30 protein-coding genes and 1 riboswitch are annotated in these 25,075 nt (G+C 73.3%); of the genes, 19 read left to right on the top strand and 11 right to left on the bottom strand.

All coding sequences use genetic code 11. From position 1 onward, the window contains the following. The first annotated feature begins 101 nt into the window (after positions 1–101). Positions 102–1,106, top strand: a complete 1,005-nt coding sequence (locus tag AC0HI0_RS23315; RefSeq protein WP_480925622.1) for a radical SAM protein — start codon at positions 102–104, stop codon at positions 1,104–1,106. On the opposite strand, the gene AC0HI0_RS23310 is transcribed toward AC0HI0_RS23315, so the two are convergent. Beyond that, positions 1,090–2,079, bottom strand: a complete 990-nt coding sequence (locus AC0HI0_RS23310) for a PHP domain-containing protein (protein ID WP_480925621.1) — start codon at positions 2,077–2,079, stop codon at positions 1,090–1,092. The two genes, AC0HI0_RS23315 and AC0HI0_RS23310, sit on opposite strands and share 17 nt — an antisense overlap. Before the next feature lie 167 nt (positions 2,080–2,246). On the opposite strand from AC0HI0_RS23310, the gene AC0HI0_RS23305 reads away from it, so the two are divergent. After that, positions 2,247–2,885 (top strand): TetR/AcrR family transcriptional regulator, encoded by a 639-nt coding sequence (locus AC0HI0_RS23305; RefSeq protein ID WP_480925620.1) that lies wholly within the window; start codon positions 2,247–2,249, stop codon positions 2,883–2,885. On the opposite strand, the gene AC0HI0_RS23300 is transcribed toward AC0HI0_RS23305, so the two are convergent. The 5 genes from AC0HI0_RS23300 to AC0HI0_RS23280 all read right to left on the bottom strand — a co-directional run bounded on the left by AC0HI0_RS23300 (position 2,867) and on the right by AC0HI0_RS23280 (position 7,059). Further along, the gene (locus AC0HI0_RS23300) at positions 2,867–4,573 is read right to left on the bottom strand and encodes a serine hydrolase (RefSeq protein ID WP_480925619.1); all 1,707 of its coding nucleotides are present in this window, start codon (positions 4,571–4,573) and stop codon (positions 2,867–2,869) included. The genes AC0HI0_RS23305 and AC0HI0_RS23300 overlap by 19 nt on opposite strands. Before the next feature lie 13 nt (positions 4,574–4,586). Further along, complete coding sequence (locus tag AC0HI0_RS23295) at positions 4,587–5,180, bottom strand: nucleotidyl cyclase domain-containing protein (protein WP_480925618.1); 594 nt, start codon at positions 5,178–5,180, stop codon at positions 4,587–4,589. Further along, positions 5,177–5,641, bottom strand: a complete 465-nt coding sequence (locus AC0HI0_RS23290; protein WP_480925617.1) for a hypothetical protein — start codon at positions 5,639–5,641, stop codon at positions 5,177–5,179. The genes AC0HI0_RS23295 and AC0HI0_RS23290 overlap by 4 nt, the downstream gene beginning before the upstream one ends. Continuing rightward, positions 5,638–5,952 carry a PadR family transcriptional regulator gene (locus AC0HI0_RS23285; RefSeq protein ID WP_480925616.1) on the bottom strand — a complete coding sequence of 105 codons (315 nt, stop codon included), beginning with the start codon at positions 5,950–5,952 and terminating at the stop codon, positions 5,638–5,640. Before AC0HI0_RS23285 ends, AC0HI0_RS23290 begins: the two co-directional genes overlap by 4 nt. Before the next feature lie 117 nt (positions 5,953–6,069). Next, on the bottom strand, positions 6,070–7,059 hold the full coding sequence (locus AC0HI0_RS23280; RefSeq protein ID WP_480925615.1) for a LacI family DNA-binding transcriptional regulator: 990 nt from the start codon (positions 7,057–7,059) through the stop codon (positions 6,070–6,072). A gap of 262 nt (positions 7,060–7,321) precedes the next feature. Here AC0HI0_RS23280 and AC0HI0_RS23275 point away from each other — a divergent pair, with 262 nt between their 5' ends. The 4 genes from AC0HI0_RS23275 (at position 7,322) to AC0HI0_RS23260 (ending at position 10,165) form a co-directional block, all read left to right on the top strand. Next, positions 7,322–7,768: a hypothetical protein gene (locus tag AC0HI0_RS23275; protein ID WP_480925614.1), complete on the top strand. Its 447-nt coding sequence runs from the start codon at positions 7,322–7,324 to the stop codon at positions 7,766–7,768. A 170-nt stretch (positions 7,769–7,938) separates the two neighbouring features. Next, positions 7,939–8,841 (top strand): DUF1996 domain-containing protein, encoded by a 903-nt coding sequence (locus AC0HI0_RS23270; protein ID WP_480934367.1) that lies wholly within the window; start codon positions 7,939–7,941, stop codon positions 8,839–8,841. Between the two features lie 80 nt (positions 8,842–8,921). Further along, on the top strand, positions 8,922–9,473 hold the full coding sequence (locus tag AC0HI0_RS23265; RefSeq protein ID WP_480925613.1) for a sigma-70 family RNA polymerase sigma factor: 552 nt from the start codon (positions 8,922–8,924) through the stop codon (positions 9,471–9,473). Beyond that, complete coding sequence (locus tag AC0HI0_RS23260; protein ID WP_480925612.1) at positions 9,470–10,165, top strand: anti-sigma factor family protein; 696 nt, start codon at positions 9,470–9,472, stop codon at positions 10,163–10,165. The genes AC0HI0_RS23265 and AC0HI0_RS23260 overlap by 4 nt, the downstream gene beginning before the upstream one ends. 456 nt (positions 10,166–10,621) lie before the next feature. On the opposite strand, the gene AC0HI0_RS23255 is transcribed toward AC0HI0_RS23260, so the two are convergent. Beyond that, positions 10,622–11,590 (bottom strand): zinc-binding dehydrogenase, encoded by a 969-nt coding sequence (locus AC0HI0_RS23255; RefSeq protein WP_480925611.1) that lies wholly within the window; start codon positions 11,588–11,590, stop codon positions 10,622–10,624. Between the two features lie 567 nt (positions 11,591–12,157). Between AC0HI0_RS23255 and AC0HI0_RS23250 the strand changes: the two genes are divergently transcribed. Beyond that, positions 12,158–12,829: a DUF4383 domain-containing protein gene (locus tag AC0HI0_RS23250; protein ID WP_480925610.1), complete on the top strand. Its 672-nt coding sequence runs from the start codon at positions 12,158–12,160 to the stop codon at positions 12,827–12,829. 104 nt (positions 12,830–12,933) lie between these two features. Here the strand turns inward: AC0HI0_RS23250 and AC0HI0_RS23245 are convergent, their stop codons facing one another. Continuing rightward, entirely contained in the window at positions 12,934–13,878 is a 945-nt protein-coding gene (locus AC0HI0_RS23245; protein WP_480925609.1) for an aldo/keto reductase, read from the bottom strand. An 89-nt stretch (positions 13,879–13,967) separates the two neighbouring features. Between AC0HI0_RS23245 and AC0HI0_RS23240 the strand changes: the two genes are divergently transcribed. The 4 genes from AC0HI0_RS23240 to AC0HI0_RS23225 all read left to right on the top strand — a co-directional run bounded on the left by AC0HI0_RS23240 (position 13,968) and on the right by AC0HI0_RS23225 (position 17,073). Beyond that, the gene (locus tag AC0HI0_RS23240; protein WP_480925608.1) at positions 13,968–14,624 is read left to right on the top strand and encodes a M50 family metallopeptidase; all 657 of its coding nucleotides are present in this window, start codon (positions 13,968–13,970) and stop codon (positions 14,622–14,624) included. Positions 14,625–14,671: 47 nt separating this feature from the next. Continuing rightward, entirely contained in the window at positions 14,672–16,489 is a 1,818-nt protein-coding gene (locus AC0HI0_RS23235; RefSeq protein WP_480925607.1) for a thiamine pyrophosphate-requiring protein, read from the top strand. Next, positions 16,486–16,671, top strand: coding sequence for a hypothetical protein (locus AC0HI0_RS23230; protein ID WP_480925606.1), 186 nt, complete (start codon positions 16,486–16,488; stop codon positions 16,669–16,671). Before AC0HI0_RS23235 ends, AC0HI0_RS23230 begins: the two co-directional genes overlap by 4 nt. A 90-nt stretch (positions 16,672–16,761) precedes the next feature. Continuing rightward, entirely contained in the window at positions 16,762–17,073 is a 312-nt protein-coding gene (locus AC0HI0_RS23225) for a WhiB family transcriptional regulator (protein ID WP_480925605.1), read from the top strand. Positions 17,074–17,261: 188 nt separating this feature from the next. On the opposite strand, the gene AC0HI0_RS23220 is transcribed toward AC0HI0_RS23225, so the two are convergent. Beyond that, complete coding sequence (locus AC0HI0_RS23220) at positions 17,262–18,050, bottom strand: SigB/SigF/SigG family RNA polymerase sigma factor (RefSeq protein ID WP_480925604.1); 789 nt, start codon at positions 18,048–18,050, stop codon at positions 17,262–17,264. Beyond that, positions 18,047–18,472, bottom strand: a complete 426-nt coding sequence (locus AC0HI0_RS23215) for an ATP-binding protein (RefSeq protein WP_480925603.1) — start codon at positions 18,470–18,472, stop codon at positions 18,047–18,049. The genes AC0HI0_RS23220 and AC0HI0_RS23215 overlap by 4 nt, the downstream gene beginning before the upstream one ends. A 125-nt stretch (positions 18,473–18,597) precedes the next feature. On the opposite strand from AC0HI0_RS23215, the gene AC0HI0_RS23210 reads away from it, so the two are divergent. Next, positions 18,598–19,416, top strand: a complete 819-nt coding sequence (locus AC0HI0_RS23210) for an ATP-binding protein (RefSeq protein WP_480925602.1) — start codon at positions 18,598–18,600, stop codon at positions 19,414–19,416. Here AC0HI0_RS23210 and AC0HI0_RS23205 read toward each other — a convergent pair. Beyond that, positions 19,343–19,780 (bottom strand): STAS domain-containing protein, encoded by a 438-nt coding sequence (locus AC0HI0_RS23205; protein ID WP_480925601.1) that lies wholly within the window; start codon positions 19,778–19,780, stop codon positions 19,343–19,345. The genes AC0HI0_RS23210 and AC0HI0_RS23205 overlap by 74 nt on opposite strands. Positions 19,781–20,214: 434 nt before the next feature. On the opposite strand from AC0HI0_RS23205, the gene AC0HI0_RS23200 reads away from it, so the two are divergent. The 7 genes from AC0HI0_RS23200 to AC0HI0_RS23170 all read left to right on the top strand — a co-directional run bounded on the left by AC0HI0_RS23200 (position 20,215) and on the right by AC0HI0_RS23170 (position 24,815). Beyond that, the gene (locus tag AC0HI0_RS23200) at positions 20,215–20,454 is read left to right on the top strand and encodes a hypothetical protein (RefSeq protein WP_480925600.1); all 240 of its coding nucleotides are present in this window, start codon (positions 20,215–20,217) and stop codon (positions 20,452–20,454) included. 210 nt (positions 20,455–20,664) lie between these two features. Beyond that, a complete protein-coding gene (gene clsA / locus AC0HI0_RS23195) occupies positions 20,665–21,252 on the top strand; it encodes a cardiolipin synthase ClsA (RefSeq protein WP_480925599.1) in 588 nt (195 codons plus the stop codon). Positions 21,253–21,291: 39 nt separating this feature from the next. After that, positions 21,292–21,693: a glycine cleavage system protein GcvH gene (gcvH, locus tag AC0HI0_RS23190; protein ID WP_480925598.1), complete on the top strand. Its 402-nt coding sequence runs from the start codon at positions 21,292–21,294 to the stop codon at positions 21,691–21,693. A gap of 113 nt (positions 21,694–21,806) precedes the next feature. Next, on the top strand, positions 21,807–22,271 hold the full coding sequence (gene garA / locus AC0HI0_RS23185; protein WP_015103832.1) for a glycogen accumulation regulator GarA: 465 nt from the start codon (positions 21,807–21,809) through the stop codon (positions 22,269–22,271). Continuing rightward, positions 22,268–22,993, top strand: a complete 726-nt coding sequence (ftsR, locus tag AC0HI0_RS23180; protein ID WP_480925597.1) for a transcriptional regulator FtsR — start codon at positions 22,268–22,270, stop codon at positions 22,991–22,993. Before garA ends, ftsR begins: the two co-directional genes overlap by 4 nt. 142 nt (positions 22,994–23,135) lie before the next feature. Then, positions 23,136–23,609 carry a bifunctional nuclease family protein gene (locus tag AC0HI0_RS23175; RefSeq protein ID WP_015103830.1) on the top strand — a complete coding sequence of 158 codons (474 nt, stop codon included), beginning with the start codon at positions 23,136–23,138 and terminating at the stop codon, positions 23,607–23,609. 642 nt (positions 23,610–24,251) lie between these two features. Beyond that, positions 24,252–24,815, top strand: coding sequence for a MerR family transcriptional regulator (locus tag AC0HI0_RS23170; protein ID WP_480925596.1), 564 nt, complete (start codon positions 24,252–24,254; stop codon positions 24,813–24,815). A 63-nt stretch (positions 24,816–24,878) separates the two neighbouring features. Then, a riboswitch (glycine riboswitch) is annotated at positions 24,879–24,969 on the top strand. Positions 24,970–25,075: the final 106 nt, after the last annotated feature.

Here is a 25,075-nt window from a genome sequence, read left to right as displayed (position 1 = left end):
CCACGTTGGGGGGAATGGTCCGCGTCCTTGGTGACGGAATGACGTATCACCGGTCCGCTTGCCTGCTCCATACGGATATCAGGTGTCACGGGAGGGTGGAAATGGGGCAAACGGGCGGCAGGGCGGTCCTCCAGGTTCACCCGACCAGGCTGTGCAACCTGCGATGCCTGCACTGTTACTCCAGCTCCGGGCCCGACGTGGCCGAGTCCGTGCCCATCGGGGTGCTGTCCTCGGTGGTCCGGGACGCGGCCGGGCTGGGCTACGACGTGATGAGCGTCTCGGGCGGGGAACCGTTCCTCTACCCGGAGCTGCCCGCATTGTTGCGGGCCGCGCGGGATGCCGGAATGCGAACGACCGTCACGACGAATGCGGTCGCGCTCACCCAGCGCCGGATCGGACTCGTCCGCGGACTGGTCGACCTGGTCGCCGTGTCGCTGGACGGCGACCAGGGCACCCACGACCGCATCCGGGACCAGCAGGGCGCGTTCGACAAGGCGCTGGCGGGCATCCGGCGGCTCACCGAGGCGGGCATCCCGGTCGGTGTGGTCACCACCCTGACCCAGGGCAACGCCACCCAGCTCGGCGAGGTGGCGCTGGCCGCGTCCCGGTCCGGCGCGCTGCTGCTCCAGGTGCACCCGCTGGAGCCGGAGGGCGCGGCGAACCGGCGGATGGCGGGGGAGCGGCCGGACGCGGTCGAGCTGGCCTACGCGGCCGTCGAGCTGGGGCGCATCGCCGAGGAGCACGGCCTGGCCGTGCAGCTCGACGCCGTGCCGAGGACCCTGCTGGCGCGCAAGCCGGAGGCGTTCATGGCCGCCCCGGTGGCCGACGAGCGTCCGCTGGGCCGCTGGCTGACCCCGCTGGTGATCGAGGCGAACGGCGCGGCCGTGCCGGTCGCCTACGGCTTCGACCGCCGCTACTGGCTGGGCAACGTGCACGACCGGCCGCTGGCCGAGCTGGCCGGCGGCTGGGACCCCGCGCCGTTCCTGGACCTGTGCCGGTCCACCTGGCAGCGTCTGGTGGACGGCCGCACCGGGCCGCTGATCCCGTGGTACGGCCACCTGGTGCGGGCGTCCCGGACCGCCCGCACCGCTAACGCCGGGCGGTGAGCAGCTCGGCCGCCGACCGGGTGTTGATCACCCGGGCCGGGTCCACGCCGCACTCCTCGGCCCGCTCGCAACCGTAGGACAGCCAGTCGAGCTGGCCGGGCGCGTGCGCGTCGCTGTCGATGGCGAACTCGCAGCCCAGCTCCACGGCCAGGCGCAGCAGCCGGGTCGGCGGGTCCCGGCGCTCCGGCCGGGAGTTGATCTCCACCGCCGTCCCGTGGTCGCGGCACGCGGTGAACACCGCCTCGGCGTCGAACTCCGACTCCGGGCGGCCCTTGCCGACCACCAGCCGCCCGGTGCAGTGGCCCAGCACGTCCACGAGCGGGTTGGCCGCGGCGGCGCGCAGCCGCTCGGTCATCGCCGCCTTCGGCATGCGCAGCTTGGAGTGCGCGCTGGCCACCACGACGTCCAGCTGTGCCAACAGGTCCGGGTGCTGGTCCAGCGACCCGTCGTCGAGGATGTCCACCTCGATCCCGGTCAGCACCCGGAACGGCGCGAGTTCGGCGTTCAGCCCGGCCACGACCGCCAACTGCGCGCGCAGCCGGTCGGCGGACAGCCCGTTGGCCACGGTCAGCCTCGGCGAGTGGTCGGTGAGCGCCACCCACTCGTGCCCGAGGTCGCGCGCCGCCTCGGCCATCTCCCGGATCGGGCTGCCGCCGTCGGACCAGTCGGAATGCGTGTGGCAGTCGCCTTTCAGCCGGGCGCGCAGCGCCTGGCCGCCGACCACCGGTTCGCGGAACCGGGACAGGTAGGCGGGTTCCCGGCCCGAGGCGGCGTCCAGGATCACGCCCGCGGTGGACTTGCCGATGCCGTCGAGGTCGGTCAGCGTGCCGTTCGCGACCCGCGCGGCCAGTTCGCCGGGCGGCAGCGCGGCCACCACCTCCGCCGCCCGGCGGAACGCCCTGACCCGGTACGTGGGTTCGCCCGCCCGTTCGAGCTGGAACGCCACCTGCCGCAATGCCCAGAGGGGATCCACCCGTCCTGTCTACCCCGCCGCCCGGCCGCCCGCGCGCCGATCGGGGTAGTCGCGAAGGGCGTTCGTGGGCTTTGCGCCGGGTCCACTCGGGACGTCGGCTTTCGAGACGGCACCGGTTCGTCGCGAAGGGTTGCGGTCGCCGGGGATGTGCGGACAGCATGTCCGCCATGTCCCCACGGTCACCGGTCGGGTCCCTCGGGTCACGACGTCGGCCCAGCAAAGGCGATCTCACCTCGCAGGCCATCCTGGACACCGCCGAACGGCTGCTCCAGAACCGTTCCCTGGACGACATCGCGGTGGACGAGCTGGCCGCCGGCGCGGGCATCTCGCGGTCCACGTTCTACTTCCACTTCTCGTCCCGGGAAGCCGTGCTGCACGCCCTGTCCGCCCGCGTGCTGGACGCGCTTTACGAGTCGGCGTCGTCTTGGCTGCGGCGGGGCAGCGAGGCCCCGGAGGCCGCCATCCGGCGGGCGCTGGGCGCGACCCTCGCGGTCTGGCGCGCGCACGGCCCGGTGCTGCGCGCCGCCGTCCGCGCCCGCGACACCGACCCGCTGATGCGCGAGTTCTGGACCGGGGTGGGGCGGCGGTTCGTCGACGCCACGGCCGAGCAGATCTCGACCGAGCGGGACGCCGGGGTGGCGGTGGACGGACCGGACGCGCGATCGCTGGCCGCGGTGCTGATGTCCATGAACGAGCAGGCGTTCCTGGGCCGGTCGGTCGCCCGCCGTTCGGCCAAGAAGGACCGCGACCTGGTCGACACGTTGACGTTCGTCTGGCTGCGGTCGGTCTACGGCGACCCGTCGTGAGCGGGACGGCCGAAGTGCTCGGCCAGCCGGCGCAGCGACACGGCCATCCCGCGCGCGAGTTCGCGCCGGCCGAAAGCCTTGATCAGCAAGCCCTTCAGCGCCGACGCGGGCACCTGCGAGGAGCGCAGGCGGACCAGCGTGCCGCCGCCCGCGGGGGTCAGCTCGATCCGGAACTCGGTGTAGGCGGCGAACTTCGGCGCGGGCCGGCCGTCGACGCGCTCGGCGACGTGCCGCCACGCGAGCACCTGCGGCCGGCGGTACTCGACGACCTCCTGGTCGACCTCGGTCCGCCGGCGGCCCCACCGGCCGTGCTGGGTGCGCAGCTCGCCGCAGCCCGCGCCGGAGACGACCTCGACCCGTTCGGCGAACTCCAGCCACTCGGCGGTGCGCTCGGCTTTCGACACGACGTGCCAGACCCGCTCCGGCGACGCCTCGACCACGGCACTGCGCACGACCACGATCACCCCGCCATGGTAAGTCCCGCAACGCGGATCTACCGGAACCAGAGGCCGCCGGCGCGTCGGTACCCCAGCGCGCGGTAGGTCGCATCCACAAGGGACTGCCCGCGCGCGTTCACCCCGACGCCGACGCCCTGGCGGGTCATCGCGTAACCGAACGACAGCCGCGCGGCGGGCGCGGCGAACCCGAGCGAGCCGCCCATCCCCGAGTGGCCGAACGCGTCCTCGGAGAGCCCGACGGCCTCCCGGTCGTTCGGCGGCAGGTGCGGCGTTGTCCACGCCCTTGACGAAACCGAGCGAGAACCGGCTCGGCGCGAGCAACACCTCGTCGTGCCCGGCCGACACCACCGACGACATCAGGACGAGTTGCCGTTCGTCCACCAGGTCCACGCCGTCGTGCGCGCCGCCCAGCGCCAACGGGCGGTACATCCCGGCCAGGCCGCGCGCGTTGGTGATGCCGCCGGTCGAGCCGTACTGCGCGGCGTGCGACTCGCGGCTGTTCGTCGCGGCCAGGTAGCCGCCGTCGTTGCCCAACAGCAGTGCCTGCACCGAATCCGGCTGCGTCAGGGCCGTCACGTAGAGCGTGGGCGGCGCTTCGCCCGGCGCGGCCGGGAGCGTCGGCGCGACCCGGGGTTCCAGCTCCGGCGGCAGGGAGAGCCAGAAGTCCAGGCCGAGCGGTCCGGCGACCTCGGCGGCGAAGAACTCCGCCAGGCTCGTCCCGCCGATCCGGCGGACCAGTTCGCCGACCAGGTGGCCGAACGTCAGCGCGTGGTAGCCGTGCCGGGTGCCGGGCCGCCACAACGGCTCCTGCCGGGCGAGCACGTCGGTCATCAGCGCCCAGTCGTACATCGCGCCCGGCGGCAGCGGCGCGCGCACGACCGGCAGCCCGGCCTGGTGGGCGAGCAGGTGCCGGACCAGCGTGTCCCGCTTGCCCGCCTGGCCGAACTCGGGCCAGTACCGGACCACCGGCGCGGACAGGTCGAGTTCGCCGCGCCGGGCCAGGACGTGCGCGCACAGCGCGGTCGCGCCCTTGGTGGACGACCACACGTGCGTGACGGTGTCCTCGGTCCACGCCCGCCCGCCCGCGTCGCCGCCCCACAGGTCGACGACGGGTTCCCCGTCCACGGTGACGTGGACGCTCGCGCCGGCCTCGCCGCGCTCGGCGAAGTTCCGCTCGAACTCGGCCCGCACCTCGGCGAACGCCGGCGCGCAGGTGCCCTCGACGGTCATCTGCCCTCCCGGCTCACGAGACCTGCGCGACCCACGCGGGTTCCCGGACTTCCTTCTCGGCGACCTCGACCCGGTTGAACGCCGCCGGGTCGACCCGGCGGTAGCCGTGCCGCACCACGCTCTGGTAGAGCACGTCGGAGACGACCAGGACGGCGTCGCCGAGGAGCCCGGCGCGCACCGGGTCGGCGTCGGCGAGCCGGCAGGCGGTGTTCAGGTCGCTGCCCACCCAGCCGTGCGCGTCCCGGTGCACCTCGCCCGCGTGCAGGCTGACCCGGATCCGGATCCTCGGCACGGCGGTGGCGTTGTGCCGCCGCAGCCGGGAGATCACCTGCGGGATCACCGGGTCCAGGATGTCCACTTTGGACACCAGGGCGGGGATCAGCACCATCATGCCGTCGCCCCGGTCCTGCCAGCCGAGGTCGGCCTGGCGCACGCCCACCGCGCGGAAGCCGTCGCGCACGGCGTTGGTCAGCACGTCCCGCGCGATCATCTGGTGCGGGTTGGGCCACCGCCCGAAACCCGCGATGTCCACCACCAGGATGGACCGGTACTCGGGTCCGTCCTGGTGGCGGAACCACCGCCAGGGGCGGGGCAGTTCGACGGTCATCGGGATTCCCCCTGCAACGCGCGGCGCAGCATCCAGGACCGGCTCAACAGCCGCACGGCGTGCGGGATCCGCCGGGCCGGTGGCAGGTCGGCGAGTTCGGCCCGGAACTCCTCGTGGTAGCGGGCCTGGTGGCGGGGCGGCAGCACGGCCACCGCGAGGTCGACCAGCCGGCTGTCGGGCCGGGGTTCCAGTTCCAGCCGGATCATCCGGGCGGCGGCGACCATCGGCTCGAAGCTGGCGGTGGCCAGGTAGTTGCGCTCCACCGCGAACTCCAGCCACAGCACCCGCCGGTAGACCTCGCGCAGCCGGACGTCCCCGTCGCGCTCCAGCGCGCGGCGCAGCTCCAGCGCGAGGTGGTGGGCGAGGTGGCGGTCCAGGATCCGGTCGAGCTTGCCGTCCAGCACGGCCTCCAGGTCGTGCGCCAGCAGCCGGATGCGGGCCAGGCGGTCGCGTCTGGTCATGTCCCACCTGCCGCGTGCGGGCGGAGCAGGCCGAGCCTGGGCACCGCGCCCCGGGCCCGCGCCATGGCCGCTCTGGCCACCGCGATGCTGTCCGGGTCGAGCCGGTAGTACCGCCGCCGGGGCCGGCCGCGCTCGTGCGGGTCGGCGTCCTCCCAGCGGCTCTCCAGCCAGCCGCACTGCTCCAGCCGCGCCAGGATCGGGTGCACCGTCCCGCTGGGCAGTTCGGCGACCTGGCAGATCTCCAGCCCGTACCGCTCCAGCGTGGGTTCCTCCAGCAGCACACCCAGCACGAGCTGGGTGGGCAAGGTCATCTTGGGTCCCTTCCGCGCCGCAACCATGGTCTAACTCTACCTAGGGTGGTGGCGCTGCGCAATCGGTTCCGCACGCAGAGTCGCGCCGGGGTGGAATCCGGCCGGTCGGGCAGCGGGTCAGGCCGGTTCACGGGCCGGGGCGGTGGTGGCGCGGACGACGAGCTGCGTCGGCAGGACCACCAGCGGCGGGTCGGTCGCGTCCGCGTCGAGGCGGGCCAGCAGCATCGCCACGGCGGTCCGCCCGGCGGCGGCCAGCGGCACCGCCACGGTGGTCAGCGGCGGGGAGCACAGCGACGCGTAGGGCAGGTCGCCGAACCCCGTCACGCTCACCTCGCCGGGCACCCGCACGCCCCGGTCGCGCAGCCGCGCCAGCACGCCCGAGGCCATGACGTCGTCGTAGGCCATGATCGCGGTGGCCCCGGTCGCGAGCGCGAGGTCCGCCGCCTGCGTGCCGCCCTCGAACCGGGGCGCGAACGGGCCCAGCTCGACCAGCTCCACGCCGTGCCGCGCGCGGGCCGCCGCCAAGCCTCGCCGGCGCTGCCCGTTCGACCACGACGTGCGCGGGCCGTCGAGGAACGCGATCCGCCGGTGGCCCAGCGCCACCAGGTGCTCCACCACCTGCCGCGCGCCGCCCGCGCCGTCCAGCACGGTCGCCGGCACGCCCGGCAGGTCGCGGTCGAGCAGCACCAGCGACGTCGCGCCCGCCACCTCGGCCACCTGCTCGTCGGTCAGGCCCGGCGCGCAGACCAGCACCCCGTCGACCTGCTTGGCCATGGCGTGCACCAGCTTCGCCTCGGTGCCCGGGGCCTCGTCGCCGCCCGCCACGAACACCGCGTAGTCGGCCTGGGCGGCCCGCGCCTGCGCCGCCTTGAGGATGCCGGTGAAGAACGGGTTGTCCAGGTCCGGCAGGACGATCCCGATGTTGCCGGTCCGGCCGGTGATCAGGCCGCGCGCGGCCCGGTTGGGCCGGTAGCCGAGTTCGGCCGCCGCCGCCAGCACGCGCGACCTGGTCTCCGCGCGGACCAGGTCCGGCGTGGTCAGGGCGCGGGACACGGTGGCCACGGACACGTGCGCGCGGCGCGCCACGTCGCGGATGGTGATCGCCACGCGCTACCTCCGGAAGGCCGTTCGGGCCGGTCCCGACCAGTGAAGCGGACCTGGCGGCCGACGAGAACGCCCGCCGCCGAACACCCCGCCGCGCCACCGGCGCCGGCGGGCCGGAAATCCGGTTGAACCGATCGTCGGACCGCTCCGTGTCAGGGGTGTCCCGCCAACGCACGGAAAGGTCGCACCGCGATGAACACCCGCCGTAACCCGTCCCCGCTGGGCTGACCGCCCTCCCGACCGACCCCCGAGAAACCAGGCGACCATGCGCGATCCGATCCTCGACGGCGCACTGCGCCGGGTCCGGGCCGAGCAGGCCCGCGACCGCAGGCGGCGCGGCCGGGTCGTGGCGGCCACCGCCGGCACGCTCGCCGCCGCGGTGCTGGCCGGCGGCCTGTACCTCGGCCGGCACAGCCTGCCCGAGGCACGGGTCCTGGTCGCCACCACCGGCACCACCCGGATGACCACCACGATCACGCCCGCCGACGGCTGGGTGCGGCTGCACGCCGCGGTCGACGGCATCGACCCCGGCGAGCGGTGCACGCTCGTCGTCACCGATTCGCACGGCCGGCGGCACGTCGCCGGCGGCTGGGTCGCGGCCCGGCGCGGGGACACCGACCTCGCGGGCGCGGCCCTGGTCGACCCGGCGGACCTGGCGGCGATCAGCGTCGTCACGGCCGACGGGCGGACCCTCGTCAGCACCCCGGCCTAGCCGCGAACACACCACCCCCGAAGGAAACCGCCGTGTTCGGCGTGCCCGCACGCCCCCGCCCGCCGGCGCGGCCCGCTGCCGCGCCGGCGGGCGGCGCTGTTCGCCGGGGCGTGACCGGACGGTTGCCCGTACCGCGCGCCGGAACTGGCAAGCTGTTGCCCGTGAGGCGGATGCTCCCCCTGTTCCTCGTGCTCCTCCTCGCCTCGTGCGGGGCCGACGGCCGGTCGGTCGCCATCGAGGACGTGCCCCCGCCGTCGCCGTCGCCGGCCGTCGTCGCGGGCGCGTCCACCGGGACGTTCACCGTCGAGTGCGGGCGCAACGAGCAGCGGCACCTCAACGCCGACAACATGGTCATCGCGCCCGGCACGCCGTTCGGCGCGCACCACACCCACGAGTACGTCGGCAACCTGAGCACCGACCACACCAGCACCGACCGGTCGCTGGCCGCCGCGCCCACCTCGTGCGCGGGCGGCGACCTGTCCACCTACTACTGGCCCGTGCTGCGGCTGACCGACGCCGTCGGGCACGACGCGCACGCCCAGGGCGGCGGCGCGCACGGCAACACCGGCGAGGTGCTGGCCCCGTCGCGGGTGTCGGTCACGTTCGCGGGCAGCCCGGTCGGCAAGGTCGTGCCGATGCCGAGGTTCCTGCGGATGATCACCGGCGACCCGGCCGCGCTGACCTCCGGCGCGGGCACCGCGAAGTGGAGCTGCGCGGGCTTCGAGGACCGCTCCACCGACCGGTACCCCGAGTGCGGCCCGGCCCGCGAGGTGCTGCGCACCTACGACTTCCCGAACTGCTGGGACGGCCGCAACACCGACAGCGCCTCGCACCGGGCGCACGTGGTGCCCGCCGCGTCCAACGGCGCGTGCGTGAAGGGCACGTTCCCGATCCCGAGGCTGCGCGTGCGGGTGTACTACGCGGTGCCGGCCGGGCGGCCGTTCGCGCTGGACAGCTTCCCGGAGCAGTTGCGCGACCCGCGCACGGACCACGCGATGTCGGTCAACGTCATGCCGGACGCCCTCGCCGCCGAGGTCGCCGCCTGCCTCAACCAGGGCCGCACCTGCCCGTGAGAACTTTCTCCGCCCCGGGTTGAACCGATCCGGCGCGGGGGCCGTGTCCGTGTCGAGGAGTGGACGAGAGGAGTGGGTGGATGGCGGCTTTGTGGTCCCGGAAACGGGAGACCGCGGCCGACGAGGCGCTGATCCGGTCTCTCTACGAAGAGCACGGCCGGGCGTTGCTGGCCTACGCCACCAGGCTCACCGGGGACCGGGCGGCGGCCGAGGACGTCGTCCAGGAGACCCTGGTCCGCGCGTGGCGGCACCCGGACGCCCTGGTCAACGGCAAGGGCTCGGTGCGCGGCTGGCTGCTCACGGTGGCGCGCAACATCGTCACCGACCGGATCAGGGCGCGCGCGGCCCGGCCCCAGGAGGTGGCCGAGACCCCCGCGACCCCGCCGGTCGAACGCGACCACGCGGAGTCCGTGGTGAACTCGGTCGTCGTGCTGGAGGCGCTGGACCGCTTGTCGTCGGACCACCGCGACGTGCTGATGGAGATCTACTTCCGAGGCCGGAGCGTGACCGAGGCGGCGGAGGCGTTGGGCGTGCCGCCCGGCACGGTCAAATCGAGATCGCACTACGCGTTGCGGGCCCTGAGAGAGACGTTCGTCGGACAACAGGTCGCGCTGAAGGGGGTGGCCGGATGACCACGAACCACGATCCACAGCTGCTGGGCGCCTACGTACTGGGCGTCCTGGACGAGCCGGAGGTGCGAGCGGTGGAGGAGCACGTGGCGGCCTGCCCGCGGTGCCGCACCGAGGTCGACGAACTGCGGGCGATGGAAGAGGCGATGGGCGAGGTGCCGCCCGAGCTGCTGCTGGACGGGCCGCCCGAGGGCGCGGACCTGCTGTTGCAGCGGACGTTGCGGCAGGTGCGCCACGAGCGCGCCGGCCAGGTGCGGCGGCGGCAGGTCGGGCTCGGCGTGGCGGCGGCGGTGGTCGCGGCGGTCGTGCTCGGCGGCGGTTTCGCGGTCGGCCGGGGCACCGCGCCGACCGAGCAGGTCGCCGGCCCCACGCCGCCCACGGTCGTCACCGACGCCAAGGTCGGCACCGCCGTCGACCCGGTGACCGGCGCGCGGATGACCGTGCAGGTCAAACCCGCCGCCGGGTGGGTGCGGCTCAACGTCTCGGCGGCGGGCATCGCGAAGAACCGCAAGTGCAAGCTGGTCGTCGTCGCCAAGGACGGCACCAGCCACGAGGCGGGCAGCTGGCTGGTGTCCGCGCTCGGCGAGAAGGAGGGCACCAACCTGGACGGGTCGGCGTTGGTCGCGCCGGACGACGTGGCGGCCGTGGAGGTCCGCGACTTCGACGGCGAGCGGATCGTCTCCGTGCGGGTCTGAGCCGGCGGGCCGGGTGTCCCGCTCCCGGGCGGGGCACCCGGCGCGGACCGAACTCCACGTCAGGACCGACCACCTGCTGAAGGCCGCACCTGGCCCGTGGCGTCCGAGGGTCGGCGTCCGCGCACACCCGGGTCACCTGTTCCGGTGCCTGCCCCGATGGCCGGGCTGCGACAGGCGGCTGCGCGGGGCCGGCGAACGCACCACCCTGCCCGACATCCCGCACGCCGACCCCGCCCTGGCCGCCGACCGGCCGGGACACGTCCTGATCGCCGTACGGGCGCGATTTCGAGCACGCGCCGGCCGACGCCCGGGGTTGAACCTCGAACGACACGGCGGACGCACACCCGCCTGGGCCGCCGTCCGGGTCCCGCAACGCTGACCGCCGCCATCCGGCACGACGACCACACCGGTCAAGTGCTCCCCGACCGCCTACGACCACCAGCCCTCGGAACCAATTTAGGGGATGAGCACGACCTTGCCGGTGGTGGCGCGGCCTTCCAGCGCGGTGTGCGCCGAGGCCGCGTCCGCCAGCGGGAACGCGGTGGTGCGCGGCGTGAGCCGGCCCTCCGCGAGCGCCTGGAGCGCCACCGTCTCCAGCTCGCGCAGGCTGGTCCCCTTGAGCAGGCGCGGCCCGAGCGCGACCGTCGCGGTCAGGCCGCCCCGGTAGAGGTCGAGCGTCTCGATCCGGGTCGGCTCGCCCGCCGACCAGCCGAACAGCACGATCCGCCCGCCCACGCCGAGCAGTTCCAGCGCCTGCCGGCCCACCGCGCCGCCGACGCCGTCGAGCACCACGCTCACCTCGCCGAACTCGGCCCGCACCTCGTCGGCCCAGTCCGGCCGGGTGTAGTCGACCACGAGGTCCGCGCCCAACTCCCGCACCAGGTCGAGCTTCGCCGCGGTCGCCGCGCCCACCACCCGCGCGCCGACCGCCTTGGCCTCCTGCACGAACAGCGCGCCCAGCCCGCCCGCGGCGGCGGGCACCAGCACCACGTCGTCCGCGGCGAGCCGGGCGACCCGCAGCACCCCGAACGCGGTCCGGCCGGTCCCGATCATCGCCACCGCGGCCTTGTCGGACACGTGGTCGGGCAGTTCGTGCAGCGAAGCCGCGTTCGCGACCGCCAGCGCCGCGTACCCGCCACTGGCCGCGCCGAGGTGCGCCACCACCCGCTTGCCCAGCCAGGTTTCCGCGACCCCCGCGCCGACCCGCGCGACCACGCCCGCGACCTCGCGGCCGGGCGTCATGGGCAGCTCCGGCACCGGGAACGGGCCGCCCGTCTCGCCCCGCCGGATGGTCGTGTCCAGCAGGTGCACGCCCGCCGCCCGCACCGCGACCTGGACCTGCCCGGCGCCCGGACTCGGGTCGGGCACCTCCTCCGGCCGCAGGGTCTCCGCCGGTCCGAACTCGTGCTGTCGGATGGCACGCATCGGGTGTTCCCCCATTCGCTGGTTGTCGAACCACCGTAGGAGTTCGACTTAAGTGGAGGTCAACACCGCGCGCCCGGGCCCGGGCGCGCGCGGCGGTGTCCGGGCGGATATTCCTTTGACGCCAACGGGTCTCCGGGGAGATAGTCGTACCCGACACCGGAAAGGGGAGATGTCGTGGAAAGCAACGAAACCGAGTGGACCGGCGCGGCGACGCGCAGCGCCCGGTGATGCGCCCGACACCCTCGTTGACCTGCGCCTAGGTGGCCGGGCCGGGAACGTGCGAAACGCGTTCGCGGCCATTGTCGGAACCTGGCGCTATTTGTCGCGGTGATCCGCGCGTGATAGGGCGCGCAACGCGACGCCCCGGCCTTCATGGGGTGGGTCGGGACGACTCCGGCACGGCGGGGTGAGTGGCTCCTGTCGAACGGGGGACGGGTCCGTGCGCCCGTTCCCCACCCCCGGTCCGCGCCTTGGCCCGGGCCCGGGTTTGCGCCCTGTGACGGTCGGGTAGCCGATGGTGGTCCGGAGCCCGGCAGGCGGGCTCTCGTGTCCTCATGGGAGGGCGTGATGACCCACTCGACCGTCGGTCGCGTCAAGGTCGCTGGCCTCCAGCCCGCCCAGGTGCTGGCAGGTCTGCTCGGCCTCGCTTTCCTCGTCGCCGGCGTGGCCGGCTTCGTCCGCACCGGGTTCGGCGACTTCGCGGGCGAGCAGCACGCGATGCTGCTCGGCTTCGCCGTCAACCCGCTGCACAACGTCGTCCACTTGGCGTTCGGCGTGCTCGGTCTGCTGATGGCCACCGGCTCGGGGCTGTCCCGGCTGTACGGCTGGATCGTGTTCCTGGCCTACGGCGTGGTCCTGGTGTGGGGCCTGATGCTGGTCGGCGTCGTCTCGGTGAACCCGGTCGAGCGGCTCGGGAACCCGTTGGCGCTCAACGTGAACGACAACTGGCTGCACCTCGGCATCGCCGCGGTCGGCCTGCTGATCGCGGTGCTGCCCGCGCGGCGCAAGATCGTCGTGCCGGAGGCGCCCGTCGAGCCCGTCGTGGAGCGCGACGAGAGCATCCGCGACCCGAAGGCGCCCGTCCACGACGAGCCGGAAATGCCCGTGCAGCGCGACAAGGAGCCGCTGCACCCGCACGACCAGCGCATCGAATCCGTCGACCCGACCGTCTCGCCGCGGCCGGTCCAGCCGATGGACCCGGCTGTCGCCGAGCAGCACAAGGCCCGGCACTACCGCTGACCCACCACGAGAACCGGGGTACCGTCCACTGTGGACGGTACCCCGGTTCTCGTGCGTCCCCGGGTGGTGCGGCACCGCGCGTCGTGCGCCCGGTGGCGGCGAGGTCAGGACGCGGCGTCGAGGCGGGTCACCTGGTCGTCGTCCAGCTCCAGGGTGAGCGCGCCGAGCGACTCGTCCAGCTGGGCCACCGAACTCGCGCCCACGATCGGCACGACGCCCTTGCCCGCCAGCCACGCCAGCACGACCTGGTTCACCGTCGCGCCCAGCTCCGCCGCGACCTCGCCCAGCGCGGCCAGCCGCCGGGTCGTGCCGGGGTGGTCGTAGCCCTCGTGGCGCGGCTTGTCGCGGTACGCCCCGGACAGCAGCGGCGAGTACGCCACCAGCGCCAGGTCGCCCTCCTCCCGCGCGTAGTCGAACAGCTCGTCCGACATGTGCACGTGCGCCCACTCCGGCAGCTTCACGTCCGGTCGCGGCCGCAGGTAGCTGTGCCGCTGCTGCACCGCCGCGTACCGGGGCCAGCCGTGGGCCCGGGACACCGCCCGCGCCCGGTCCAGCCGCCAGGTGGCGTGGTTGCTCGCCCCGATCTCCCGCACCGCACCCGACGCCACCAGCGCGGCGAACGCGCCCAGCGTCTCCTCCAGCGCGACCGAGCGGTCCTCGACGTGGCTGTAGTACAGGTCGATCCGGTCCGTGCCCAGCCGCTTCAGGCTCGCCTCGGCGGCACCGCGCACGGCGGCGGCGGACAGCCCCTCGGCGTCCTCCAGCCCCGCGCCGGGGGTGCGCGGGCGCGCGCCGACCTTGGTCGCCAGCACGACCTCGTCCCGGTTGCCGCGCGCGGCCAGCCAGCGCCCGACGGTCTCCTCGCTCTCGTCGCCCGTGCCGCCGTCCCAGAACACGTAGTTGTTCGCGGTGTCCACGAACGTGCCGCCGGCTTCGGCGAAGCGGTCGAGGATCGCGAACGAGGTCCGCTCGTCGACGTACTTGCCGAACGGCAGGGTGCCCAGGCACAGGGCGCCGACGTCGAGGGTTCCGATGTGCTGTCGTGTCACGCCGGCCAGCCTGGCTGCTGGAGCGCGCTCCAGGTCAAGCGCGGACATCCGCACCGGGAGGTGGGCCGGGCCTGGCATCCTGGACGGTGATGTCGACATTCGCGCAGTGGGCGCCCGCCGTGCTCGCCCTGGTCCTGGTGGCCAGCCCGGGTATCTGGCGGTTGAGCCGCAACACGATCACCATCGCGCACGAGGGCGGGCACGCCCTGGTCGCGCTGCTCACCGGCCGCCGGCTGGAGGGCATCAAGCTGAACTCGGACACCTCGGGCGTGACCGTGTCCAGCGGCCGGCCCACCGGCATCGCCGTCGTCCTGATGTACCTCGCCGGGTACGTCACCCCGTCGCTGCTCGGTCTCGGCGCGGCGGCCCTGGTCACCGCCGACCAGGTCCGGCCGCTGCTGTGGGCGACGGTCGGGCTGCTGGCGGCCATGCTGATCATGATCCGCAACCTGTTCGGCGTGCTGTCCGTGGTGGCCACCGGCGCGGTGATGTTCGCCGTCTCCTGGTACGCCACCGCCGAGTGGCAGGCCGCGTTCGCGCTGTTCGTCGCGTGGTTCCTGCTGCTGGGCGGCGTGCGCCCGGTGGGGGAGTTGCAGAGCCGCCGGATGCGGGGCCGCGCGCCCGACTCGGACGCCGACCAGCTCGCCCGGATCACCCGCGTGCCGGGCCTGCTCTGGGTGCTGGTGTTCGCCGCCACCACGATCGGGGCGCTGCTGCTGGGCGGTCGCATGTTGTTGCCGCGGTAACTCCCGGGTACCCGGTGCGCGGGACGCACCGACCCGAGGAGGCAGTGATGCTGGTCGCCGACTACGTGCTCGAACGCCTGCGCGACTGGGGCGTCGAGCACGTGTTCGCCTACCCCGGCGACGGGGTGAACGGCCTGGTGGCCGCCTTCGGGCGGGCGGGCAACCGGCCGAAGTTCGTGCAGTCGCGGCACGAGGAGATGTCCGCGCTCGCGGCCGTCGGCTACGCCAAGTTCGGCGGACGGGTCGGCGTGTGCCTGGCCACCTCCGGTCCGGGCGCGATCCACCTGCTCAACGGCCTGTACGACGCCAAGCTGGACCACGTCCCGGTGGTCGCCATCGTCGGGCAGACCGCGCGCACCGCCATCGGCGGCGCCTACCAGCAGGAAGTCGACCTGCACGCGCTGTTCCGGGACGTCGCCTCGGCCTACCTGGTCGACGTGACCGTGCCCGAGCAGCTGCCCAACGCCCTCGACCGGGCGATCCGCACCGCCGAGGCGCAACGCGCGCCCACCGCGTTGATCATCCCCGCCGACGTGCAGGAACTCGACTACGCACCGCCCCGGCACGCGTTCAAGCACGTGCCGTCCAGCCCGCCCAGCCACGCGTGGCACGCCTCGGTGCCGCCGCGCGCGGAACTCGACCGGGCGGCCGCCGTGCTCAACGCGGGCGAACGCGTCGCGCTGCTGGTGGGCCAAGGCGCGCGGGGCGCCGCGGCCGAGGTCCGCGAGGTCGCCGAGCTGACCGGCGCGGGCGTGGCGAAGGCGCTGCTCGGCAAGGACGTGCTGCCCGACGACCTGCCCTACGTGACCGGGGCGATCGGGTTGCTCGGCAGCAGGCCGAGCTACGAGCTGATGCGGGACTGCGACACGCTGCTGATCGTCGGCTCCAGCTTCCCGTACTCCCAGTTCCTGCCCGAGTACGGCAAGGCGCGCGGCGTCCAGGTCGACCTGGACGGCGGGCTCATCGGCATGAGGTACCCCACGGAGGTCAACCTCGTGGGCGACGCCGCCGCCACGTTGCGCGCGCTGATCCCGTCGCTGCGCCGCAAGGAAGACCGTTCGTGGCGCGAGAAGGTGGAGCGCGACGTCGCCGACTGGTGGGGCGTCGTGCGCGAGCAGGCGTTCGTCGCCGCCGACCCGGTCAACCCGATGCGGATCGCCTGGGAGCTGTCCGAGCGCCTGCCCGAGGACGCGATCGTCACCGCCGATTCCGGCTCCGCCGCCAACTGGTACGCCCGGCTGGTGCGGCTGCGCGGGGCCAACCGGGGCTCGCTGTCGGGCACCCTGGCCACCATGGGCGCGGGCGTCCCGTACGCGATCGGCGCGAAGTTCGCCCACCCGGACCGCCCGGTGGTGGCCCTCGTCGGTGACGGCGCGATGCAGATGAACGGCCTCGCCGAACTGCTCACCCTGGCCCGCTACCAGCACGAGTGGGCGGACCGGCGGTGCGTGGTGTGCGTGCTGCACAACAACGACCTCAACCAGGTCACCTGGGAGCTGCGGGCGATGGGCGGCGCGCCGAAGTTCGCCGAGTCCCAGACGCTGCCCGAGGTCGGCTACGCCGAGTTCGCCCGGTCCATCGGCCTGCTCGGCATCGACGTCACCGACCCCGGGGCGCTGGGCGCGGCGTGGGACGCCGCACTGGCCGCCGACCGGCCCGCCGTGCTGGACGTGCGGTGCGACCCCGACATCCCGCCGATCCCGCCGCACGCCACCTTCGACCAGGTCAAGTCGATGGCCGGGGCGATGGTCAAGGGCGACCCGGACGCCTGGGGCGTGGTCGCCAAGGGCGTGCGGACCAAGGCCCGGGAACTGCTGCACCGCTCGCCCCGCGACGCGGACGACAACCGAGGAGGCACGTCATGACCGACCCCGACGAACAGCCGCTGGACGAGGCCGAGCAGTTCGACGAGGACGAGTTGGACACCGACCCGCTGGAGTACGGGCCGCCCGACCACTGGAGCGCGGCCGACGGCCCCACCACCCCTCGTGAGCAGCGCGAAGGGGAGACCTTGGACGAGCGGCTCGCGCAGGAGGAGAAGGGGTAACCCGATCGGGGAGGACACGTTTGTCCCCCCGTCCCGCCGGGGTACGTCTTGATCGCACCTGAAACGACTCCAGCAGGGGGTATGTCCGTCATGACCAGCACCGCGCGCCTGCCGAAGCCAGTCACCGACGTGTGGGACTGGCAGAAGGAGGGACTCTGCCGAGGCCGTGACAGCGCGGTCTTCTTCCACCCGGACAACGAGCGCGGCTCCGCCCGCACGGCCCGCGAGGAGCGGGCCAAGCAGCTCTGCGGGCGCTGCCCGGTGCTGCTGGAGTGCCGGCGGCACGCGCTGGCCGCCCAGGAGCCCTACGGCGTGTGGGGCGGCATGGGCGAGGACGAGCGCCGCCGGCTGATCACCGCGGCCCGCCGGCACGACTCCGACCGCAGCCACACCGCGGCCTGACCACCGACACCCCCACCCGGCGGCCCCCTGCCCGGGTGGGGCACGACCCGCGGCCGGCGGCGTCCCCTGAACCGCCGGCCCGCGACGCACCGGCCACGAGCCCCGGTCGTCCGCGGTGCGACGAGAGCAACGACAGCGGGGCCGGTCGGAATCCCGACCGGCCCCGCTGTTCGTCGTGCCGCTGCCCGCTACTCGGTGAGGCCGTCGCGCAGCTGCCGCAGCGTCTTGGCCAGCAGCCGCGACACGTGCATCTGCGAGATCCCGACCTTCTGCGCGATCTGGGTCTGCGTCATGTTGCCGAAGAACCGCATCACGACGATCTTGCGCTCCCGCTCCGGCAGCTTCTCCAGCAGCGGGTGCAGCGCCTCCCGCTGCTCGATCGCCTCGATCTCCGGGTCCTCCTCGCCGAGCGTGCTGCCCAGCGAGATGGAACTCTCGTCGGCCGTGAGCAGGTCGTCCAGCGACGCGCTGTGGTAGGCGTTGCCCGCAGCCAGACCCTCGTGGATCTCGTCGCGCGACAACCCCAGGTGCTCGGCCAGCTCCGACGGCGTCGGGGCGCGCCCCAGCTGCTGGGACAGCCGCGACGACCCGGCGTTGATCGCCAGGTGCAGCTCCTTGAGCCGCCGCGGCATCCGCACCGACCAGCTCGAATCGCGGAAGTACTTCCGCACCTCGCCCATGATCGTCGGCACCGCGAAGGACAGGAAGTCGCTGCCCCGCTCCGGGTCGAACCGGTCCACGGCGTTGATCAGGCCGACCGTGGCCACCTGCACCAGGTCGTCGTAGGGCTCGCCGCGGTGGCCGAAGCGCCGGGCGATGTGCTTGGCCACCGGCAGGTGCTCGGTGACCAGTTCGTCCCGCAGCCGCTCGCGCTCCGGCGTGCCCTTCTCGGTCTCGGCGAGCCGGACGAACAGCGGAGCCAGGTGGTCGTAATCCCCCTGCGAACGTGTCGTGCCCCCGTTTTCGGACGCCGTCACGCCGTCCCCTGCGACCGCTTGACCAGGTCGATGTGCACTTCGTAGGCGTCCGACCGGGGCGCCACCCAGGTCGTGACCGAGTCCACCAGCGCGCTGAGCACCCGCCAGCCGAAGCTGTCCCGGTCCGGCGGCGCGGACCGCTTCGAACCGACCGTGGTGAACACCTGCACCGCACCACCCGCGACCAGGAACCGGGCGCTGAGCACCGCGCTCGGCGCGGCCAGCGAGATCAGCGTGGAGCACGCCTCGTCCACCGCCAGCTTCAGGTCCTCGATCGAATCCAGGTCGAAGTCCTGGCGCATGGCGATGTCCGCCGCCACCGCTCGGACGATCGACAGCTGCGTGGGATCGGCCGCCATCCGCAACTCCACCCCGGCCAAGGGGTCATCCGACTCGCCGCTCTGCGGCTCCGTGTGCGACACGCTCACCTCATCGTCCGTTCTGTCTCGATGGTGCTGAAGCTATCGGTACCCGATCGGACAGGTCCTCACACGTGTAAGGCCCGCGCTCACCGGGAAGACCCGTTGAAGCATCACTGGGAGGGCTTTTGAGCGAAAGACTCGCGGACCGCCGCTGGGGGGTCGAGTTCCCGGCCGCCGCCACGCGGCTCTCGGAGGTCCGCGTGCGACTCGACGCGTGGCTGGCCACCGTCGGGGTACCCGACGACGACCGGTACGACCTGGTCACAGCGGTCAACGAAGCGATGAGCAACTCCGTCGAGCACGCCTACCCGCCCGGCGCGCCCGGCGTGGTCCGGGTCGCCGCCGACGCCCGGCCCGACGGCCGGGTGCGGGTGGTGGTGGCCGACGAGGGCGCGTGGCGGGTGCCGCCGGTCGCGCTGTCCGATCGCGGCCGGGGCCTGCTGCTGATGCGCGAGAACGTGGACGAGGTGCACGTGGACCGGTCCGCCGGCGGCACCCGCGTCACGCTGGTGCTGGCCGCCCGGCACACCACCCGCGGCACGTACCGGCCGTCGCCGCCGGACCAGGTCGTGGTGGTCGAACGGGCCGGGTGGGTCGAGGTCGTCGTGCTCGGCGACGTGCCCGCGCGCGACGGGCCCGCCGTCCGGCGGCGCATCCTGACCGCCGCCCGAGGCGGGTCCGTGCCCGTCGTGGTCGACCTGCGCGCCCTGGGGACGCGGGTCGAGGGGGTCGTGCGCGGCCTGCGCGGCATCGCCGAAGCCGCGGCCGCCGCCGGCAACCGGCTGGTGGTTCGGGCACCGGAGCACGGCCCCGCGCACACCGCGCTGGTCGCGGCCGGCGTGGACCAGGTCGTCGACCTGGTGACGCACGCTAGCCCGCCGACGATTCGCCATCCGCCGCCCGCACCGCCGCCAGCGCCTCGGCCACCGAGCCGTGCACGCTGAACACCTCGCCGAGCCCGGTCGCGGCCAGCGGCCGGATCACCGCGCGCTCCACCGCGACCACCCGGAACGCCGTCCCGCGCCGCTGCGCGTGCTGGGACGCCTCCACCAGCACGGCCAGCCCGGCCGAGCCGAGGAAGCTCACCGCGGACATGTCGAGCACCAACGTGTTGCCGTCGTCCAGCCGACCGAGCACGTCCGCGCGCAACTCCGGCGCGGTCAGCATGTCGATCTCACCACCGACGGCCACGACCGAGACACCGTCCACCGGCCGGTCCACCGAGCGGACCACCCGCGCGGTACGCGTGCCGTCCGCGGCGGACCCGGCTCCGCTCGTCGCCACGACGTTCGGATCCTGCACCGTCACGAGGACTCCTCTTCACTGATGAACTGCTGGGGAGGGAAGCCCAGGCGTGCGGCAGCGCCGAGCACGTATATGCAGCGTGGCGACACTAATGGCCCGTAAGCCGGAGCTTCCCCGGCGCGGCTGTTGGCTCAACCGCTGCGCCACCCACCGTACGGAGCCCTCCCGGACACCACAAGCGGGCAGATGGCGTCTTGATCAGCCTCAGTGTAGTCGGACGGTCGTCCGGCGGCGGATGACGCACGGTGAACGGTTCGATCCCGGGCCGGCGGGCTACACCTGAGGGGAAGGGTGTCGCGCAACTCGGCGACCGAACCGCCCGATAAGCGAGACTTACCGCAAATCAGGGGTGGCGGACGCCACAGTTCCCGCACAATCCTGAGCAGGGGATAACGCCGCGATGGGCGCGGGCGACACCCCGTACGGAGGGATTGACGATGAGCACCAGAACGGAAACCGAGTCCGAGCCCGCGAAGCGCAGGGCGGCGCGCGCTGTCTCCACCGGCGCGGGAACGCTGCCCACAGCCCCGTGCAGCGTGGTCTGGAGCAAGGGCCACGCCTACGTGCTCGAAGGTTTCCGAGCCCGCTGGGTCGGCGTGGACGACCGAGGTCGCCCGCAGGCGCTCAGCGGCGAGCAGTTGCAACGCCGTGGCTGGAGCCGCACCCGGTCCCACTGACCGGAACGCGGACCGCCCGCTCCACCGAACCCTCGGACTCCCCGTGCTGACGGCGCGCCGGGTCCCCCAGAGTCCGAGGCTCGGGCCACCCCCACGCACCCCCGGTCACCGGACCGGGTGGTCACGCCTGCCCGGAGGACCACGCCGGGCACGGCCCGGACAACACCCGTGCCGTGCCCGGTCCCCCCGGCCGGCTCTACAGTTCCGGGTGTGCCGCAAGACCCCGCAGACCGGTGGCTGACCATCCCGAACGCGCTCAGCGTGCTCCGGCTGCTCGGCGTCCCGTTGTTCCTGTACCTGCTGCTCGGCCCGCAGGCGGACGGCTGGGCGGTGGTCGTGCTGGTCGCCGCGGGCCTGTCGGACTGGCTGGACGGCAAGGTCGCCCGCTGGCTGGACCAGATGAGCCGGCTGGGCGCGCTGCTCGACCCGGCCGCGGACCGGCTCTACATCCTGGCCACCCTGGTCGCGTTCGTGGTCCGCGACATCGTGCCGTGGTGGGTGGCGGCGGTGCTGGTCGGCCGGGAACTCGTGGTCGGCGCGTGCCTGCCGGTGCTGCGCCGCCGCGGCTACGGGCCGTTCGAGGTCAGCTACCTCGGCAAGGGCGCGACCTTCAACCTGCTCTACGCGTTCCCCATGCTGCTGCTCGCCCAGGGCACGTCGACCGCCGCCGAGGTCGTCCGACCGGTGGCCTACGCGTTCATGGTGTGGGGCGGTGCGCTCTACTTGTGGTCGGGGGCGCTGTACGTGTACCAGTTCTCCCTCGCCCTACGTCGACCGCCGGGGGTCGTACCCGCCTGAACGGGCCGTGGGAAGATCCGGCAGCGAAGATCCACCGTCATGAAGGAGCACACCGCGGTGATTCCCGAGGAGCTCAAGTACACCGAGGAGCACGAGTGGGTGTTGCGCACCGGTGACGACACCGTGCGCGTCGGCATCACCGACTACGCCCAAGAGCAACTCGGCGAAGTCGTGTTCGTCCAGCTCCCGGAACTCGGGGAGCAGGTCACCGCGGGCCAGACCCTCGGTGAGGTGGAGTCCACCAAGAGCGTGTCCGACATCTACGCGCCGCTCGCCGGCGAGGTCGTGACCCGCAACGACTCGCTCGACCAGCAGCCCGACCTGGTCAACTCCGACCCGTACGGCGAGGGTTGGCTGGTGGAGCTGCGGCTGGAGGACCCGACCGCGGTCGACGACCTGCTCGACGCCGCCGCGTACCAGGAGCTGGCGGCGCAGGGGTGACGTCGATCTTCCGTCGGATCTTCGGTCGGTGGGGGAGCCGCTCCTCGGACCAGGGTTCGGGCACGATAGGTTCTAGCGGTCTCGACGCTTCCAGCAGCAGGAGGAGAGCTCAGGTGAGCACGAACGACGGGCCAGGCGTTCCGCCGGAGCAGTCCCCGGAGCGGACCTCCGTTTTCCGGGCCGACTTCCTCGCCGAAGTTGAGGGTGCCGAGGCGCCCGCCCAGGAGCCGGCCGTCGCCGGTGTCGACGCGCTGCCGGCGGGGTCCGCCCTGCTCGTGGTCAAGCGCGGGCCGAACGCGGGTTCGCGGTTCCTGCTGGACCGGGACACCACCAGCGCGGGCCGGCACCCCGACAGCGACATCTTCCTCGACGACGTGACGGTGTCCCGCCGGCACGCCGAGTTCCGCCGTGAAGGCGGCGAGTTCGTGGTGATCGACGTGGGCAGCCTCAACGGCACCTACGTCAACCGCGAGCCCGTCGACCAGGCGGTCCTCGCCAACGGCGACGAGGTGCAGATCGGCAAGTTCCGCCTCGTGTTCCTGACCGGTCCGGGCGCCGGGGGTCAGGGGGCGCAGTGACGGCGGCCGGGCGGCCACAGCGCGGGGGGTTGAGCATCGGCGCGGTGCTCGCGCAGTTGCGATCGGAATTCCCCGACGTCACGATCTCCAAGATCCGTTTCCTGGAGTCGGAGGGTCTGGTCCGCCCGGCACGCACCGCCTCGGGGTACCGCCAGTTCACCACGGCCGATGTCGAGCGGCTGAGGTACGTGCTGGCGGCCCAGCGCGACCGCTACCTGCCGCTGAAGGTCATCAAGGAGCAGTTGGACGCGGCGGACGCGGGCGCGCCGGCACCGGGTCGGGTGCTGCGCGCGGTGGACGGCGCGCCGACCGCCGAGCAGTTCGCCGGCGGGTCCCCGAACCGGCTCACGCGGGAGGACCTGCTGGCCCGCTCCGGGCTGGACGGGGCGCTGCTGGCGGAGTTGGAGCAGCACGGCCTGATCAGGGCGGGCGCGGCCGGGTTCTACGACCAGGAGGCCGTGCAGATCGCCACCACCGTGCGCGCGATGACCGGGTTCGGCCTGGAACCGCGCCACCTGCGGGCGTTCCGGGCCGCCGCGGACCGCGAAGTCGGCCTGGTCGAGCAGGTCGTGGCACCGCTGTACCGGCAACGCGACCCGAGGGCGCGGGCGCGCGCCGACGAACTCGTCCGCGAGTTGGCGGCGCTTTCCGTAACGCTGCACACACTCCTGGTGAAGACCGGGCTGCGCGACGTCGCCGGTGGGCGGGTTTCGCCCAGGTGAACCGGGGTCCGCATGGTGATCGCGGATACCAGGTGTTGCGCACAAGGCCCGCTTGGCGGGTAGCGTCGAATGGGTACGTGGGGGATCCTCGTGGGATAGCGGGGACGCCAGAATTTCAGCGCGCTGAGGGAGGCGATACCCGATGAGCGAGATGCGCGTCGTCGGCGTGCGGGTGGAGCTGCCCGCCAACCAGCCGATCCTGCTGCTGCGCGAAACCGAGGGCGAGCGCTACCTGCCGATCTGGATCGGCTCGGTGGAGGCCACCGCCATCGCCCTGGAACAACAGGGCGTGCGTCCGGCGCGGCCACTGACCCACGACCTGCTCAAGGACGTCATCGGGGCGTTGGGCCGCAACCTGGAACAAGTCCGGATCACCGACTTGCAGGAGGGCACGTACTTCGCCGAGCTGGTGTTCGACGGAGACGTGCGGGTGTCGGCGCGTCCGAGCGACTCGGTGGCGCTGGCGCTGCGGATCGGCGTGCCGATCCACGCCGAGGAGTCGGTGCTGGCCGAGGCGGGCCTGATCATCCCGGACGAGCAGGAGGACGAGGTGGAGAAGTTCCGCGAGTTCCTCGACTCGGTCTCGCCGGAGGACTTCCGCGGCGCGGACACCTAGGAGCGCCGTGCGGGAGCCGCCCGAGGGCGGCGAGGTTCGACGGAGGCGTCCGGCCCGCGAGGCCGGACGGGCGGCCCGGAGCGCTCGCTCCGGGCTTTCGCGCGTTCACGGGCCCCATCGCGCCCGACCGCGTCCGCGCGCCGCCGGGAGGTCTCGTCGCGCGGGTCGCAACGGCCCCTCGCGTGTGCCGCGTCGGGGTGTCCCGGGGCTCTCCAGGCGGGCCGTCGGAGCGCACGTCGAGCGTCCGGTGGCGGGCTGTGAGTGGGTCTGTCGTCGGTTCGTGTGCCGGGTGGGCCACGAGGGGCCGGTGGTCCGGCCGCGAGTCGGGTCGGCCCCTCGTGGTGTGTGCGGTGAGTTGTGGATCAACCCCGCGTGCCACCCCCCGGTGTCACACCACCGGATTACACAACGTCAGCAGTGATCGGCTAAACGATCACTAAACGTCACCCGAATGGCTTACAACGGGCGACTCTCTCAACCTCAACGTGAGGTTGAGACGCGACACGCTCAGCGCGTCGCGTTGACCTGCCCCCTAGCCGGTCTTACCGTCGAACTCAGGTGAATTGCCACGGTGTGATTTCGGCGCCGGGGCGGCTTCACGTTGGTCGCCGGCTGTCGTGGCCGGACCGAGGGGAGGCAGGCGTGGTCGAGGAAGCCATCCGGGCCGGATCCGGCGAACAGGGTGAGCTGTTCCCGGACTCCTCGCTGCCGGATGAACTCGTGGGCTACCGGGGCCCCGCCGCGTGCCAGATCGCGGGGATCACCTACCGCCAGCTCGACTACTGGGCCCGCACCGGACTGGTCAACCCGACCATAAGGAGTGCCCAGGGCTCAGGCAGCCAGCGGCTGTACTCGTTCAAGGACATCCTGGTGCTCAAGGTGGTCAAGCGGCTGCTGGACACCGGGGTCTCGTTGCAGAACATCCGGGTCGCGGTCGACCACCTGCGCCGCCGCGGCGTCCAGGACCTGGCCCGGATCACGCTGTTCAGCGACGGCACGACGGTCTACGAGTGCACCTCGCCGGAGGAGGTCGTCGACCTGCTGCAAGGCGGTCAGGGCGTGTTCGGGATCGCGGTCAGCGGGGCGATGCGGGAGATCAGCGGCACCATCCACGAGTTCCCCGCCGAGCGCGCGGACGGACTGGAGATCGACGAGACCCCGAACGACGAGCTGTCCCGCCGGCGGCGGACGCGGGCCACCGGCTGAGATCCGCGTCGCGTCCGGGTCGGGCTCCGGCCCTGGTCCGGGTATCATTCGCGGGTAGTCGCTTTATCCCGCGCGGGAGAGTCCGAGCACGTCTCGGCGCCGAAGGAGCAAATCCTCCCCGGAACCTCTCAGGCGCAAGGACCGCGCGGGTGAGACGCCTCTGGAAAGCGGGTCGGTTCGCCGACCCCGCCGACGGTGCAAGCCCGGCCCGCTGACGGCCGGGTGAAGCTCTCAGGCGCCCGGACGGGCAGAAGACAGAG

The organism is Saccharothrix sp. NBAS 001 (assembly GCF_056640475.1).
The sequence above is the reverse complement of the archived record's forward strand: the minus strand, read 5'-3'. Positions and strand labels throughout refer to the sequence as shown.